Annotated in this window: 13 protein-coding genes; 4 read left to right on the top strand and 9 right to left on the bottom strand. The window is 48.8% G+C overall.

The features are described from left to right. Positions 1-58: 58 nt before the first annotated feature. From GOM71_RS07275 to htpG, 3 genes are all read left to right on the top strand, one after another. Entirely contained in the window at positions 59-313 is a 255-nt protein-coding gene (locus GOM71_RS07275; RefSeq protein WP_367649506.1) for a hypothetical protein, read from the top strand. Further along, positions 310-945: a cyclodeaminase/cyclohydrolase family protein gene (locus tag GOM71_RS07270; RefSeq protein ID WP_156279294.1), complete on the top strand. Its 636-nt coding sequence runs from the start codon at positions 310-312 to the stop codon at positions 943-945. The genes GOM71_RS07275 and GOM71_RS07270 overlap by 4 nt, the downstream gene beginning before the upstream one ends. 110 nt (positions 946-1,055) lie before the next feature. Continuing rightward, positions 1,056-2,936 (top strand): molecular chaperone HtpG, encoded by a 1,881-nt coding sequence (htpG, locus tag GOM71_RS07265; RefSeq protein WP_156279292.1) that lies wholly within the window; start codon positions 1,056-1,058, stop codon positions 2,934-2,936. A 251-nt stretch (positions 2,937-3,187) separates the two neighbouring features. Here htpG and GOM71_RS07260 read toward each other — a convergent pair whose 3' ends face one another. The 5 genes from GOM71_RS07260 to GOM71_RS07240 all read right to left on the bottom strand — a co-directional run bounded on the left by GOM71_RS07260 (position 3,188) and on the right by GOM71_RS07240 (position 7,653). Then, positions 3,188-4,354 (bottom strand): purple acid phosphatase family protein, encoded by a 1,167-nt coding sequence (locus tag GOM71_RS07260; RefSeq protein WP_367649501.1) that lies wholly within the window; start codon positions 4,352-4,354, stop codon positions 3,188-3,190. Between the two features lie 182 nt (positions 4,355-4,536). After that, complete coding sequence (locus GOM71_RS07255) at positions 4,537-5,451, bottom strand: cation diffusion facilitator family transporter (protein WP_156279290.1); 915 nt, start codon at positions 5,449-5,451, stop codon at positions 4,537-4,539. A gap of 222 nt (positions 5,452-5,673) precedes the next feature. Continuing rightward, complete coding sequence (locus GOM71_RS07250) at positions 5,674-6,495, bottom strand: SPL family radical SAM protein (protein ID WP_156279289.1); 822 nt, start codon at positions 6,493-6,495, stop codon at positions 5,674-5,676. Beyond that, positions 6,482-7,054 (bottom strand): methylated-DNA--[protein]-cysteine S-methyltransferase, encoded by a 573-nt coding sequence (locus tag GOM71_RS07245; protein WP_156279287.1) that lies wholly within the window; start codon positions 7,052-7,054, stop codon positions 6,482-6,484. Before GOM71_RS07245 ends, GOM71_RS07250 begins: the two co-directional genes overlap by 14 nt. After that, entirely contained in the window at positions 7,051-7,653 is a 603-nt protein-coding gene (locus GOM71_RS07240; RefSeq protein ID WP_156279285.1) for a bifunctional transcriptional activator/DNA repair enzyme AdaA, read from the bottom strand. The genes GOM71_RS07245 and GOM71_RS07240 overlap by 4 nt, the downstream gene beginning before the upstream one ends. A 153-nt stretch (positions 7,654-7,806) precedes the next feature. Between GOM71_RS07240 and GOM71_RS07235 the strand changes: the two genes are divergently transcribed. Then, complete coding sequence (locus GOM71_RS07235; protein WP_156279283.1) at positions 7,807-8,751, top strand: DNA-3-methyladenine glycosylase family protein; 945 nt, start codon at positions 7,807-7,809, stop codon at positions 8,749-8,751. Between the two features lie 9 nt (positions 8,752-8,760). Here the strand turns inward: GOM71_RS07235 and mutT are convergent, their stop codons facing one another. From mutT to GOM71_RS07215, 4 genes are read right to left on the bottom strand one after another with little or no spacing between them, the layout of a single operon-like run. After that, positions 8,761-9,144 carry an 8-oxo-dGTP diphosphatase MutT gene (gene mutT, locus GOM71_RS07230; RefSeq protein WP_156279281.1) on the bottom strand — a complete coding sequence of 128 codons (384 nt, stop codon included), beginning with the start codon at positions 9,142-9,144 and terminating at the stop codon, positions 8,761-8,763. A 13-nt stretch (positions 9,145-9,157) separates the two neighbouring features. After that, positions 9,158-12,313 carry a DEAD/DEAH box helicase gene (locus GOM71_RS07225; protein WP_156279279.1) on the bottom strand — a complete coding sequence of 1,052 codons (3,156 nt, stop codon included), beginning with the start codon at positions 12,311-12,313 and terminating at the stop codon, positions 9,158-9,160. Then, on the bottom strand, positions 12,294-14,750 hold the full coding sequence (locus GOM71_RS07220; RefSeq protein WP_156279277.1) for a DEAD/DEAH box helicase family protein: 2,457 nt from the start codon (positions 14,748-14,750) through the stop codon (positions 12,294-12,296). The genes GOM71_RS07225 and GOM71_RS07220 overlap by 20 nt, the downstream gene beginning before the upstream one ends. Then, on the bottom strand, positions 14,743-15,069 hold the full coding sequence (locus GOM71_RS07215) for a nucleoside triphosphate pyrophosphohydrolase (protein ID WP_156279275.1): 327 nt from the start codon (positions 15,067-15,069) through the stop codon (positions 14,743-14,745). The genes GOM71_RS07220 and GOM71_RS07215 overlap by 8 nt, the downstream gene beginning before the upstream one ends. Positions 15,070-15,409: the final 340 nt, after the last annotated feature.

The following is a 15,409-nucleotide window of genomic DNA, read 5'->3' as shown; positions in this document are numbered from 1 at the left end:
ACTCCTCCTTATTAATCTGGTGAAATAACCCTAATTTTAGCGGCATGCGACTGGCGATATTCTAATGGAGTTAATTACGAGGAAGCATGTCATCTCCAAAGAAATGGTACATGATGGTTTGACCGTCATCGATGCGGGAATAAATGAAACTGCAGACGGTAAGATCGTCGGCGATGCGGCTGCCGATACAAACGGCACCGCTTACGCTGTATCGCCTATACCCGGCGGAGTCGGCACACCGACAACCGCTATTCTATATGAAAACGTAATAAAAGCGATCTCCATTCCATATAAGGAGGCCTGCCCACGATGAGCCAAATCAATTGGGACCAATCGATTCGCCATTTTATACAGCAATCCGCAAGCGCCAGCCCGACTCCGGGAGGCGGCAGCACAGCCGCTCTTGCCGCGGCGCTCGGTTCAGCTATGACTTCCATGGTATGCAATTTGACGCAAGGCGAGAAGTACGCCGAAGCACAGCCGCATATGATCGAAACCGCAAAGCAAATGGAGCTGACCATCCGAAAATGCGAGGAGCTGCTTGCCGCCGACATCGCTTCTTTCGACACTTATATGAGCGTGCTCAAAATGCCTTCGCTCACGGAAGAAGGAAAGCTGCTTCGCAAGCAAGCGATTCAACTCGCCGCTATTCGCGCGATCGACGTTCCGCTTGAGCTCATGGAAGTGTGCAAGAGCGGAATAGAGCATGCGAGCGGAATCGCCGAATCATCCAACAAAAATGTCATTTCCGATCTGGGTATCGGTGCGATCTTATTCCACTCCGCCGCCGAATCCGCCCTGTTGACCATTCGAATCAATCTTGGTTCGCTCAAGGATGCGGAGCTTAAGCAGCAATACGCCGATAAAGCCGAGCTTCTAATGAAGCAAATTACGGCAATCAAAACCAAGACGATGGCTGCGGTTAATGATCGCCTAGTGAATTAAGGAGAGCAATTGACAGTCTATTTTCCGATATGGTATATAAAAGTAAGGATTAGCACTCAAAACACCTGAGTGCTAAAATTGTTTATGAACCGATTGAGAGGAGTGCCACCATGGCCAAGAAACAGTTCCAAGCGGAATCCAAAAGACTGCTGGAGATGATGATCAATTCCATCTATACGCAGCGCGAAATTTTTCTTAGAGAGCTCATCTCCAACGCAAGCGACGCTATCGATAAAATATATTACAGAGCGCTCACAGACGACGCCCTGACGTTCGACCGCGACAGCTATTTTATTAAAATTACTGCTGACAAAGAAAGCCGCACGCTGACGATCTCCGATACGGGCATCGGCATGACGGAAGAGGATTTGGAAAACAACCTCGGCATCATTGCGAAGAGCGGATCGCTCGCGTTCAAAAAAGAGAACGAAGCCAAAGAAGGCCATAACATTATCGGCCAATTCGGCGTCGGTTTCTACTCCGCTTTTATGGTTGCGGATGAAGTTACCGTTGTGAGTAAGGCTCTCGGCAGCGAGCAAGCCTATAAATGGGAATCGACAGGCGCGGACGGCTACACAATCGTTCCTTGCGAGAAGGATTCGATCGGCACCGACATTACGCTCAAAATTAAACCGAATACCGAAGATGACAACTATGACGAGTACCTGGAGCAATATCGCCTCCGCTCGATCATAAAAAAATATTCGGACTTCATTCGTTATCCAATCAAAATGGACGTCACCGGCAGCAGACCGAAAGAGGGCGCCGACAACGAGTTCGAAGAATATGCCGAGGAGCAAACGCTCAACAGCATGGTGCCGATCTGGCGCAAAAACAAGTCCGAGCTGACGCAAGAGGACTACAATAACTTCTATTTCGAGAAGCGCTACGGCTTCGACAAGCCGGTTAAGCATATTCATATTAGCGCTGACGGCGCTGTTGTATACAACGCGATTCTGTACATTCCTGAAAATACGCCTTTCGATTATTACACAAAGGAATATGAAAAAGGGCTTGAGCTCTATTCGGGCGGCGTGCTCATTATGGACAAATGCTCCGACTTGCTGCCGGACTATTTTGGCTTCGTTAAAGGGATGGTCGATTCGGAAAATCTGTCGCTCAACATTTCCCGCGAGCTGCTTCAGCATGACCGCCAGCTGCAGCTCATTGCCAAAAACATTAAAAACAAAATCAAATCCGCGCTGCAAAGCCTGCTGAAAGACGAGCGCGACAACTACGAGAAGTTCTACCAGTCGTTCGGCCGCCAGCTCAAGTTTGGCGTTTACAACGATTACGGCGCTAACAAGGATACGCTGCAGGATTTGCTGCTGTTCTACTCCTCGAAGGAGAAAAAGCTCGTTACGCTGGATGAATACATTTCGCGCATGCCGGAAGATCAAAAATACATCTACTATGCTGCAGGCGAATCAATCGCGAGAATTGAGAAGCTGCCGCAAACGGAAATCGTCTCCGACAAAGGCTACGAAATTTTGTACTTCACCGACGATATCGATGAGTTCGCTGTGAAGATGCTGACCAGCTACAAAGAAAAAGAATTCAAATCGGTTTCGAGCGGCGATCTCGGCATCGAGCCGGATGCGGAAGACGAGGACCACAGCGCGGAAGAGACTGCAAATGGCGATTTGTTCGCGCATATGGGCACCCTCTTGTCCGGCAAAGTGACGAAGGTCAAAGCGTCGAAGCGGTTGAAATCGCATCCGGTTTGCCTTTCGACGGAAGGCGAAGTGACGATCGAGATGGAGAAAATTTTGAAGGCGATGCCGAATAGCGGCGACGTTAAGGCCGACAAGGTGCTGGAAATCAACGTTAACCATCCGGTCTACGCTTCGTTGAAGGCTGCTTTCGAGCAGGATAAAACGAAGTTGGATCTGTACACGAACCTGCTGTTCAACCAGGCGCTTCTGATCGAAGGCTTGCCGGTGCAGGATCCGGTGGAGTTTACAAATGATATCTGTAAAATAATGGTTTAAAACCTGCGGGGGGAGCTCGGACTCGCTGCGCGTTTCGGTTCATGGAGCAGAACTGGAGCTCAGACTCGCTGCGCGTTTCGGTTCATGCTGCCGTTCTTGATTCCATTCCCCGGCTCGCTAAAGCTCGCCAAATGAACAGAATCTGCGAAAAGTCATCCTGAACTCGAAACGCTCCGCTCCCCCTCCTCCAACACCTTTTGGAGAAAAGAAGAACACCCCGCCCTGACATTGCGCAGGACGGGGTGTTTCTATTAGGAGTATGTTCGATTCCCTGCGGAATCCTTAAAAATGTGAAACTTATCGAATAGCTTCCTATGTTCGTCGATCGCTTGCAGCTCCAATGAGCTGCTAGTCATCACAATGTGAAGAAAATGCGGCTCAGCTAAAGATTGTGCTGTATGCCAGCTTCTTTTCGGCAGAAACCATTCTGGCATTGCCCCCGCCCCTCCAGCAACCATATACACAATCCCATTATCAAAGTCTACTTTGCCGTTACAAATCGGGTGGCTTCGCTCATAAACGATCGTATGGGAGTTAAGCACTACATCTACCCCATACTGTTCCATTACAGGGCACAGCTTTCGCAAATCTTCGACCTCGTACCCGCCTGACACATAAGGAGGATAGTGAAAATATACAATTTTCCATTTAGCAGAAGTGGACCGCAATTGATGAACGAGAAAATCATACTGTTCATTTCCGATCTCCATCTTGCCGGAACAGTTAGGATAGGTATCGCTGTCAATAAAATCAGTACTGTCCAGACAGATAAAACAGGCGTCTCCGTACTCGAAAGAGTAGTAGCTTTTAGGTGGAGCGTACGCGAAGAAGTCATAATACCATGAAGCATGATCCTCGTGGTTGCCTAAGCAGCTGTAGAAAGGCGTGCTTGTCAAAAAGGACTTGCCGGGACCAAAAAAATACTTCTCCCAATCGTCGTAATGATGTCCATCGTCTACGATATCGCCAATAAACAGCGCAAAATCGGGGCGGTATTTTTGCATTTGACTGAATATATTCCGATTGATTTGACCATTGGATTGATCAAAACTGCTATATCCGCCTGTCTCGCTTGTTACGGTGAATGAAAATGGCTCTCCGCTTCGAGCTGCTGTCTTAAAGGGATGCGGACCTGATTCGATCTCGTATTGGTCATTTGTCGAGCGTATGTTGTAAAAATACAATGTACCGGGTTCCAAATCCGACACGGTGATTTGATGAATGAGCGATAGTGCTTGTTCATTGACTGATTTCACTACCCGTTCCGGCTTTTTAAAGTTTCCGTGATAGCCGCTATGAATTCTTTCGGCCATTAAGATATCCACGGCGGATGATGCAGGCTCCGATGTTTCCCACATAATCGTGATCGTTTGCTCGGTAGGCCATTGCAAATAGGGCCCCTTAATAATAGTCAACACATTACATCCCCTCTCCTTTGATCACTTCGAATGCCTCAATCTTGGATTATCCTTACTGAATTCTCGATCTGCACCTCATTTCCTTTCGTATCCATTTGTCCGGCAATTTCAAATAAATAAAAAAAGCAGACTGCCGCGGCCGTCTGCTCGTTTGATGCTGTGAATCGATCTGTCCAGGATCATTATTTGACAAAAGATTCGTCTTCGTCCTCGTACCACGGGTTAAGATGGACGAGTACTTCTTCGACGTCGTCATGGCGATCCATAATCGTCGCTTTTATTTTTTTCGATACGTCGTGTCCTTCTTGGATGTTAAGCTCCGCAGGCACTCCGACGCGCACATCTATAATGATGTAGTGGCCATGCTCCCTTGCCCGGATACGGTCGATCCGCTTCACTTCCGGCACCGAGAATACCAGCTGCTCGTAAACGTCGAGCTTCTCCGGCGCCACCATTTTGTCCATAAGCACATCCACCGCTTCGCGTCCCATCTCATACGACAATTTCAGAATGAGATAGGCGACGACAAGTCCGGCAATCGGGTCGCCATAGCTCAGGAAGCCGATGCCGAAATGATCGCCGATCAGCCCCGCGCCGACACCAATTACGGCAGCTCCGGACGCGTACACATCCGCAAGATGGTCATACGCGGTTGCGATTAAGCTTTTATTGTTCAGGCGCTTGCCTTGTTTCATGCAATATACATACAGCCACTGCTTCCATACAAGCGAGATGACAGCTGCGATGAGCGCTAAGTAACTCGCTTCGGCTGCCGGATGCGATAAAGATTCAATGGAATGATAGCCGATGAAAATAGCTGCGGCGGCCATAATGAGCGCAACTGCCGCCGATCCGATTACTTCCGCTTTGCCGTGCCCGTAAGGATGATCGAAATCGCGCGGCTTTCTCGCTATAATGGTCGCGCTGAGCGCTGCTGCCGACGCAACGACATCACCGGCATTATGAATGCCATCGGCCAGCAAAACCTGGCTTCCTACTAATAAACCTACCGTAATTTTCAGGACCGTGAGCAGCAAATTGCTGACCAGACTGATGGCTATGGCAAACGTCCCCGCCGGCCTGCTTGAATAATTCATCGTGCATTAACCCCTTTAACCCGTACACGAACGACAGCGTTGATGCCTGCTCAAGTTCGTCATTTTTTGACACTTGAACATTATACAAACAAGTTTCCGTGTGGGTCTAGAGAAACAGTGTTGCCAAGCACAAGCATTTTTTAGATCGGGAAATAGACTTTAGGCGGACTAACTCTTTTGCGCAGGGGCAACTCCATGCTGACCGTCAGCACGATGCGGCAGTCACGGCTCAAAACCTTTTTGGCTAATATAAAGCTCATTCTCGGAAAACAACGTTCTAAACCGATCATATACCGTGCGATAGGCCTCGGGACTGTACCACTCCTCCAGCTTATGCTGCTCGTATAACCGTTCGACTTGCAATCGGCGGGTCCGTTTGCCGCCGCTGCCGTCACCCATCGTATAATCGTCGATACAAACACGGTTCACGAACGGTCGAAGCAGCTCCGGAAACCGTTCGCTGCTGGGCAGCACCGGGGCAATGGCCGCTTGCGCAGGTACGCCGGCATCGACAAGCTCGCGCAGCGCCTTGATTCTAGCGGCAATGGGGGGCGCGCTTGGCGTAAATATTTTGCGGATATCGTCCTGATCCGTCTCGACCGTCATACTGACACGGACTTTATCTTTCAATTGCACGAGAAGATCCATGTCCCGGGTCACAAGCGGACTGCGCGTCTGTACGAGCAGAAAGTCGGGCTGCACCTCCGCCATAACTTCAAGCAGCGATCGCGTCACCCGCTCCTTGTATTCGACCGGCTGGTAAGGGTCCGTGCTTGACGACATAAAGATCGTCACGCGCCCTTTCGCTTTCGCCCGGTTGATTTCCTTACGCAGCACCGTTGCGGCGTTGCCCTTCACATCCACCCACTCGCCCCATTCTCCTTCGCGAAACAACGCCACCGGCATTTGCCGCACATAGCAATAGGAGCAGCCGAACGCACAGCCTGTGTAAGGGTTGAGCGTATGGCTGTACCCTTCTAGAAACCCGGTGCCTTTGTTGAGCAGCGTCTTCGGCTGCTTATATAAAATTTCACTTTCTGCCATACAGCATAACTCCTGCTCCTGCTTGATCGCCAGCCGCTAATCCATCACGTTCCAAATTCAGCAGTTCCATCTTCATCTCCAACCCGCCGCGATATCCGGTCAGCGTACCATTCTTGCCGATGACGCGATGGCAAGGCACGGCAATCAAAACCGGATTCGCGCCAATCGCCGTTCCGACTGCCCGCACAGCTGCCGGTCTCCCAATCGCTTCCGCTATATCCGAATAGGTACGCGTCTCGCCGTATGGGATCTCCCGCAATGCCTGCCATACGTCGTTTTGGAACGGAGTTCCGGCAGCCTCGAACGGAATGATGAATTGCTGAAGCTTGCCTTCATAGTAATGCTTCAGCTGCTCTGCATATGGCTCCATTAAGCGATCATCCTGCTTAAGAATGCGCTGCGGATGGCGGCGGCTTGCCCATTCGCTTAATTCCTCGAAAGCTCTGTTACGGGAACCGACATAGCATAGTCCTTTCTCTGTTGCAGCTATATACAGGCTTCCTTCTTCGTATTTAAATAAAGTCCAATATAGGACTTCGTTGATCGTTTGGCTTTTCATTGACAGTCGCTCCCCTCGGCATCAACGTTTGTCATACCTGCGCGCCCTCGCTGACGGTAGTCGGAGGGCGTGCTGCCGGTCATTTTTTTGAACAGGGTAATAAAATAAGCCGTATTCGGCATCCCAACCGCCACCCCGATTTCCGCGATGGATCGATTCGTGCCGTTCATCAATTGCTGCGCTTTGGCGATTCTCGTTCGCTGCACATATTCCGTCGGCGTGATCCCCTTGATGCGCTTGAACGTCCGCTGCAAATGAAACGCGCTGCCGTGACAAGCATCGGCTATATCGCGCAGGCGAATCGGCTCGCTGTAATGCTTCTCTATAAACCGGGAAATCAATTCCACCCATTCCTGATCAGGCAGCCGTTCGCCGGTCGGCTTGCATCGTTTGCAAGGACGGAATTGAGCGGCTTGCGCTCCATCGGCATCTTGGAAAATGCGGACATTTTCCCGGTTAGGCAATCGCGATTTGCAAGACGGTTTGCAAAAAATGCCCGTCGTCTTGATCGCATACATAAATTTAGCGTTATAGGATGCGTCGTTGTTCTTGATCGCTTGCCATTGCTCATCGGTCGGCATTTGGCTTGCTTGACTCATTCGCCTCACCTCTGCCTTTAGTATAGCCGCGCCGCACGGCTTTTGTACGGTTTTCGGAATAGAATAGCAAGATTTCGAAATGGTTTTGCTGCGGTAGTATGTTATGGTTAATGGGAGAAAGAGCTTGCGCGGCAGGCTCCCATGGAGGAAACCATGACGGACAATAACACTGAATATGCCATTATTGATCACGGAAGAGGGCTGCGAATAACACCCCCGGAGCCGTTCAGCTTTGAACAAAATATGAACTATCTTTCCCGCTCATTGGGAGAATGCATGCATCGAATCGTAGGCAGCCGTATCCGCAAAGCGATTGCTTGCAAGGACGGGACGACAGTCGTCGTTGAAGTCAGCGACGGTCGGAACGATGGGCTGATCGTACAAGTGCTGGAGCCGCGCGGATCGCTTCCGCTTCCCGACGAGACCCTTGACGCTGTTGCCGAGTACGTTATGGACTGGTTCGATCTGCAAACCGCTCTGCATCCGTTCCTTCGCATGGCGGAGCGCGACCCGCTTCTTGCTGGCGCTGCGCGCGAATTCGAAGGGTTGCGCATCATGGGCATTCCTGATTTTTTCGAGGCAATATGCTGGGGCATTATTGGACAACAGATCAATCTGAGCTATGCGTATACGTTAAAACGAAGGTTCGTAGAAAAATACGGAAAATCGATTGTATGCGAGGGAGAGCTTTATTGGCTATTTCCAAAGCCTGAGGATATTGCGGCATTAACGGTTCACGAGCTGGATGCGCTGCGGATGACAACGAGAAAAAGCGAATACTTGATTGGGGTTGCGAACCTCATTGCGGAAGGAAGCTTAACGAAGGAAAAGCTGCTGGCACTGGGCGATTTGAAAAAGGCCGAACGGACGCTTGTCGACATCCGCGGCATAGGGCCATGGACGGCAAACTATGTGCTCATGCGGTGTCTGCGTATGCCGTCCGCTTTCCCGATCGACGACGTCGGCTTGCATAACGCGATCAAGCACGTGCTAGGATCGGACAGCAAGCCGACGAAGGAAGAGATTATGAAGCTGTCGGCCGGTTGGGCCGGCTGGGAGGCATATGCCACGTTCTATTTGTGGCGATGGTTGTATTAGCAAGGGGAGCTATTCGCTCCCCAGCTTCTCTACAAACGGAATATCCGCGGGGGCGAAAACAAAACCGCCCAGCTCGTCCTTGCTGACCCAGCGGTACGCGTCATGATCCACTAGAACGATCTCGCCGCTCACATAAGTCGCTTTATACGCGATCAATCGAATTTTTACACTTCCGTAGTCGTGCTCATTCACGCCGAACCGCTCGCAGGGCTCGATTGTGATGCCCATCTCCTCCAGCAGCTCGCGCTTCAGGCACATCTCCGGCGATTCGCCAGCCTCCAGCTTGCCGCCCGGAAACTCCCACAAGCCCGCTTGCGACTTCCCCTCCGCCCGCCGGGCAATAAGAATGCGCCGAGACGCGTCCTCTATAATAGCAGCAGCTACTTCAATCATTACAAGTCACATCCTAAACAATTACTTTATTGGCTGCTGGCACTAAAGATGGAGGCATGTCCTCCTTCAAACGCCAAATGAAGCTCATCGGTTTATTTCCCTCGTGACGAACATACTCCACTTCTCCAAGAAACATAAATGGAGACGTATAGCCATTGTCCTCTTTATATTCTCTCACAAACAAAGCAATCCGTTGACCATTTTTCTTATGATGGATATATCGTTGCGCCGTATTCGTCTGCTCGGACACCCGGCTTTGTGTCTGCCAATGAAACAACCGCTCATTGATCGCATAATCCTCATATAGAGTCGATGGTGAGAAATCCTTATCTGATTTATTCAATGTAATAAAGAATATATCCGTTTGCTTGTCCTCGAAGTATTTAACACCTTCACGGAAGCTAGGGGCTTTCTCCTCATTCCAATAGCCGAATGCTGCCAAAATTTGATCCATGGAATATCGACAATGAACATCGAGCGGGCAAGCGAACGGAAATTCATTTATTTTATCGACGAAATCAATATGTGTGCTGTTATATTTCAATATCTCCAATAGCTCTTCTTTAAATGTCGGACAAGAAAGAGTAGAGCGAATTCCGTCTTCGATATCCGCAAAGCCCTGCTTACTAGGCTCAGAGCGATAAAACGTATAGTAGAACAAATTGAGCATCAACCGTTCTTCCTCAGACTGCGCAGTCCTTCCATCCTCTATATAGCTGATCAAAAAACGAAGCAGCCTGCGCGAGTTCAAACTGAGCAAAGCTGGAATACGCTTGGTCAAATACTCTCCATTTTCGAACGGGTATGCATCAATCAGTCCCGCCTCAGCCTTTAATTCATAAAAGCTTCGTTTGCCGTTCCGGCCCCCGTAAAATTCGTATAAGGACACGCCGTGATAGCGAACAAAGTTTTCAAGCGTTAAAGGCAGCCCCGTGTCTTCCTCAAAGTATTTCATTTTGCCTACTAACCGTTTACGGTTGGTGGCAGCCTGCTTCAAATTATTTAGAATGTACTCTTTCGTTTGCTTTTCCAGCTGAATGAAGCTGCCGCGCGGCAGACTGGAGAAGCCATTCTCGACATAATGCAGCACGGAATGCTTCGTCTTGCCAAGCAGGGCACGAAACTTATCCTGGAAATTATAGTCCTTATGAGCCTGTCCGATAAAATCCAGTACAGTCAAGCATTCTTTGTTTTCTGCCAGCCGAAGTCCCCTTCCAAGCTGCTGCAGAAATACCGTAACACTTTCTGTTGGACGTAAGAACAAGATTGTATTGACCTCCGGTATATCAACGCCCTCATTGTAGAGATCTACGACAAAAATCATTCTAATCTCACCGCTCACGAGCTTTCGCTTAGCCAATTGACGATCCTCATCGCTTGATCCGCCGTGCAGGGCGATAGCAGAAATGCCTGCCTCGTTAAACACTTTCGCCATGTACAGCGCATGTTCGATGCTCACGCAAAAGCCAAGCCCTTTCACGTCGTGGATATCAGTCACATATTTCCGCATACTGTTCATTATCTGATTAGCGCGGATTTTATTATGCGTATACAGGTTTTCGAGCTCCTGCAGATCGTAGCCCTTTCGGGACCATTTGACCTGTGACAAATCGACGCTGTCCGTTATGCCGAAATACTGAAAAGGAGCCAGCAGCTTGCGGTCTATCGCATCCGTCAGCCGGATTTCCGCCGCAATCGCATCGTCGAAATACGATAAAATGTCCTTGCCGTCCATCCGCTCCGGCGTAGCGGTCAATCCTAGCAATATTTTAGGCTCATAATGGGCTAACAGCTTTTGATAGGAAGGTGCGGCCGCATGATGAAACTCGTCAACGACGATATAATCGTAAAAATCCGGGGTTGTTTTTTCCGCCAGCCTCATCGAGTTAAAGCTTTGAATGCTAACAAACAGATGCTCAATCGACTCCGCTTGATTGCTGCCCACATGCAGCTCGCCGAAATTAAGATCCTTCAGAATAAAGCGGAACGTATCCATGCTTTGTTTCAAAATTTCTTCGCGATGGGCAACGAACAGCAGCCTGGCTCGGCCGTGATTTTGCGCAAAACGTTTATAGTCAAAAGCGGAAATGACCGTTTTACCTACACCGGTTGCTGCAACTAGTAAATTTTTGGTTTTATCGTAGAGAGTCCTCTGTGCTTCCAGTTTCTCGAGTATATCCTTCTGATAGTCATAGGGCGCGATATCAAAATGAAAATGCAGTCTGTTCTCGTCCTTATCTCGTTTTTTCCGTAGAGCGAGTTGGAGAAGCGCTTCATGCTCCGAGTCGTTTGTATCAAAGCTTTTAAACTCGCGATCATTCCAATAGCTTTCGAAAGTGGCTTCGATTTTCTTGAGTACATCGTAAGAATCTTTTTCCGTGACCTTAAGATTCCACTCCAGTCCACTCGTAAGCGCCGGATTTGATAGATTAGATGAGCCGACATATGCTGTCGTAAAGCCCGTTTCCCTGCGGAACATATAGGCTTTCGCATGGAGTCTGGTACGTTCAGTGTCATAAGAGACCTTAATCTCCGTATTTGAAAGCTTGCTTAATTCCATAATGGCCTTATAGTCCGTCGCTTCCATATACGTCGTTGTAATGACACGCAGTTGCCCGCCATTCGCTGTAAACTGTTCCAATTGCTCTATGAGAACGCGCAGCCCGCTCCATTTGATAAAAGAAACCAGCATATCGATCCGATCAGACGTCACAATTTCCTGCTTCAATTCGCTCATCATATTGGGCTCGGAATGCGAACCGGTGAACAGCGAGCTTTGCGATAAAGGCGTTGTCGGACGCTGCACCTTATCTGCACGCACGCCGCGAATATGATTAAGCTTGGAATAGACATAGGTGAGCACCTCTCCTTGCTCGTCGAGCTTTAGCTCCTCGTACTCGTTATACCCTAAGCTGTCCTTTAAGGTTGCTATGATCTCGTTGCATGTCCGTACCTGTGCAAAAATAGCCTCTTCATCATCGTTGCTGTTTTGCTCCCGAACCGCCTTCAGCGCTCTTCTCGTCACCATTGCGAGATAGTTCGAAAGCAGCTTCCTCGCCTCTTCTGCATCAAGCACTTCTTTCCCGATCTCGTAAAGCTCCGGGTCCAACTCAGCAAGCTGTTTTTTCGTCAGATTATTAATGATTTGCTCATATAGACCTAGATTCATAGTTCACCTCGGTTCTGGCTTTCCTCTCAAAATGCCAATGCAAACGATATTCGCATATTTCTTTCGTCCATGAATAGACTAGCTCTGCATGCTCTGATTGAATGACTATCTGGGGTGAGAATTGACCGTCAGTAAAAGTCAATTGCCCCTTCGAGCTTCCGCTCCATTTCGACATCGGCATATCGGCAATGAGCTTAGCCACTTTTTTCTCATCATACTCCTTTAGCCGCTGAGTCTCCTTATCGGAAAAATCAATTTTTCTCCGATATTCCTTCTCGGTCAAATAACGATGGAAGAATGGAGCGGCTGCTTCCGGCGTAGTCGGAGCGGTCCATCCGCTCGCCCCTCTTTCGAGCATCGCAAGCAGCACAACCATCTTATAGCTCTTGGCCATAAGCGTACTTTCAACTTCTTTGAACCATCGCTCATAGCTCAAATAGACCGTTTCCTCTTCCTCGTTCAATTCCCCGCACCAGTGTAGAAAACCAATATATGAACCGAATTCCTGCCGATATTCCGAACTATTGGCTTTACCGAACAAATGGAGCTCCAAATAGGACGGACGATGCCCTATTTCCTCTTTCAGCTCCATATAAATACTGCGTAGCTTATCTTTTCGCGGCTGCTTCTTTCGGGTAAGTTCTTCAAGCATATCAATGACTGCCAGCTCCAATTCAATCGCACAGCCTGCCGGAGCGATCGGCTTGATGCTTCCCTTTTTGTCAGTTTTGTCTTCCCCGGTGCCCGTATCGAATAAGCTCAGTTTAATATCCGCGTTCCGATAGTTTCCGATCAGGTCGATAATGGCACACGTCTGCTTGCCTTCGTGCAGTCGAAGTCCCCTGCCGATCTGCTGCGTGAAGATAGTCAGTGACTGCGTTGGTCTGACAAACAATAACGTATCCACCGAGGGAATATCGACGCCTTCATTAAACAAATCCACTGTAAATATGATGGTGAGCTCGCCGCTCTCCAAACGCCGAACCGCTTCTTCCCTTGTCATAGCGCGAGTGTCCGAGTGCAAGGCCAAACTTGCAGCCCCTTGATTGTTGAAATAATCCGACAGGAAGTTCGCCTGCATAATAGAAGAACAAAATGCGATCGTTCGGGTCTGCCGATGGCGAGCCCATCCCTCATAAATGTTGGCGGCGACCTCTTCGCGCAGCTGCACCTCCAGCAGCTCGCCCTCATCATATTTCGTTCCGAGCCAAGTTAACTGCGAATAATCCGTTGCATCATAAATGCCATAGTAATGGAAAGGAGAGAGCCAGCCTTTTTGAATTGCCTCGATAAAATGCAACTGATAGGCAACATTCCCATCGCATATCGCATACACATCTTTTCCGTCCATCCGGTCCGGGGTAGCGGTAATTCCGAGCAAGAAGCGAGGTTTAAAATAGGATAACACCGTTTGGTACGATTTTGCCGCAGCGTGATGAAACTCATCGACGACAATCAGGTCAAAAGCATTCCGCTCGAACCGTTCCCGATGCATTTTAGAGCTAAGCGTATAGATAGAGGCGAAGACGAAATCGGTTCCCGTTTCCTTTTCCGAACCGTTGTAAAGCCCAGCTGTTTTATCCGGCATTATATGCAAAAAAGAACGTCTAGCTTGGTGTAGAATTTCCTCACGATGCGCAATAAACAATACTCTTTGAAAGCGATGTTGGGCAAAAAAACCGGCGAGATACGTTTTGCCCAGCCCTGTTGCCATGACAACCATTGCTTTATCGTAGCCTTCTTCAACAGTATCTGCCAAAGCTTCTAATGCACCTAGCTGCGAAGCTCTTGGGGTGAGAGCATTAGGTTGCTCCTGCACAGCAGAAGGCTCGGCTTGCTTGCTTTCCTTTTGCGGGAGCATCAGTTCCGATTCTTCCCATTCCGTAATTGAGCGCACGAGCTCCGGAAATTTCTGATGATAAGCTTTATACGCTTTTTCATAATTGGCGATCGTTGCTTCGTTTAACGTCTGCGTAAATTCATGATAGAAATTGCGATTGAAATTGATGAGCGCATGTTGAAAAGTAAACGGTTCCGCTTGAGCGTTCATCGCCAAATTCCATTCTACGCCCATTCGAAATGCCGATAAGGACAGATTAGATGAGCCGACAATAAAAAGCCCCTCGCCGCTTCCATAGTCGAACAAGTAGGCTTTTGGATGAAAAGAAGTCCCTCGGCTTCTCCATAGCCGTGCTTCGATATATGGATGTATATTTAGCAGAGCGCGTAACGCTTCAGGTTGAGATACAAATAAGTAGTCTCCAGCCAGCAGCTTCACTTCCGCGCCTCTATTCATAGCTTCCTTCAAATGAGGTGCCAAAAGCCTAACGCCCGATTCCATAACGAAGGAAGTTAAAATGTAAATACCCGATGCTTTTTGAATGCCAGGTATCAATTCGTCCACAAGATTTTCTGTGATGAGCTTAATCTCAGGCATCCTTCACCTCGATAAGGTATATCCGCTCCTTAAATCCGCCGCGCTTTTCTGCTTTTTCTGCTCGTACCCGCTCCAGTTCCTGAACAGATGCCCCATGCGCTTCAGCAAGCGCTTGAATGATCTCGAGCACGTCAGCCAGCTCTTCGACGGCATCTTTATTCGTTTGAGCAGAGAGATATTCGCCAGTTTCTTCAAGCACCTTTTTCCGCAGCTCAGCGACATACTCTTCTGAATCCAAAATACGGCTGGAAAACTCCAAACCTTGCTTCTCTATGATTTCCGGAATCCGGTCGCGGACTAATTTATTGTAGATTGGCATGAGTGAAAGCCTCCAATTCAATTCCAACGTTCATAGTACAATTACTCCCACTGTTTTCCTACTATTATATCATTGCTTTTTACTTTATTCCGCATTTTTTGACGATTTTTGGGATGCAGCGACAGACAAGCACGTACAGCACCTTCTCAAATTAACGAACCCGCTTCGCCTAATAGCGAAGCAAATTTCGCTAAATGGCCTGCCTCTGCCACTCCCCATAGCAACTGCGAATCTAGCTTCGCTATTAGCGAACCTCGGTTAGCGGATTGCGAAGCCAGCTTCGCAAAATGCCGCACTACACCGCAATCCCCTAAAAACAGCACAAAATAGCGAAGCTCAA

It is taken from the genome of Paenibacillus sp. NEAU-GSW1, from assembly GCF_009737085.1.
Lineage (GTDB): Bacteria > Bacillota > Bacilli > Paenibacillales > Paenibacillaceae > Pristimantibacillus.
The sequence above is the reverse complement of the archived record's forward strand: the minus strand, read 5'-3'. Positions and strand labels throughout refer to the sequence as shown.

Coding starts and splice junctions, on each gene's coding strand:
- GOM71_RS07270 (WP_156279294.1), top strand. CDS start 310: ATGAGCCAAATCAATTGGGACCAATCGATTCGCCATTTTATACAGCAA.
- htpG (WP_156279292.1), top strand. CDS start 1,056: ATGGCCAAGAAACAGTTCCAAGCGGAATCCAAAAGACTGCTGGAGATG.
- GOM71_RS07255 (WP_156279290.1), bottom strand. CDS start 5,451: ATGAATTATTCAAGCAGGCCGGCGGGGACGTTTGCCATAGCCATCAGT.
- GOM71_RS07250 (WP_156279289.1), bottom strand. CDS start 6,495: ATGGCAGAAAGTGAAATTTTATATAAGCAGCCGAAGACGCTGCTCAAC.
- GOM71_RS07245 (WP_156279287.1), bottom strand. CDS start 7,054: ATGAAAAGCCAAACGATCAACGAAGTCCTATATTGGACTTTATTTAAA.
- GOM71_RS07240 (WP_156279285.1), bottom strand. CDS start 7,653: ATGAGTCAAGCAAGCCAAATGCCGACCGATGAGCAATGGCAAGCGATC.
- GOM71_RS07235 (WP_156279283.1), top strand. CDS start 7,807: ATGACGGACAATAACACTGAATATGCCATTATTGATCACGGAAGAGGG.
- mutT (WP_156279281.1), bottom strand. CDS start 9,144: ATGATTGAAGTAGCTGCTGCTATTATAGAGGACGCGTCTCGGCGCATT.
- GOM71_RS07225 (WP_156279279.1), bottom strand. CDS start 12,313: ATGAATCTAGGTCTATATGAGCAAATCATTAATAATCTGACGAAAAAA.
- GOM71_RS07220 (WP_156279277.1), bottom strand. CDS start 14,750: ATGCCTGAGATTAAGCTCATCACAGAAAATCTTGTGGACGAATTGATA.
- GOM71_RS07215 (WP_156279275.1), bottom strand. CDS start 15,069: ATGCCAATCTACAATAAATTAGTCCGCGACCGGATTCCGGAAATCATA.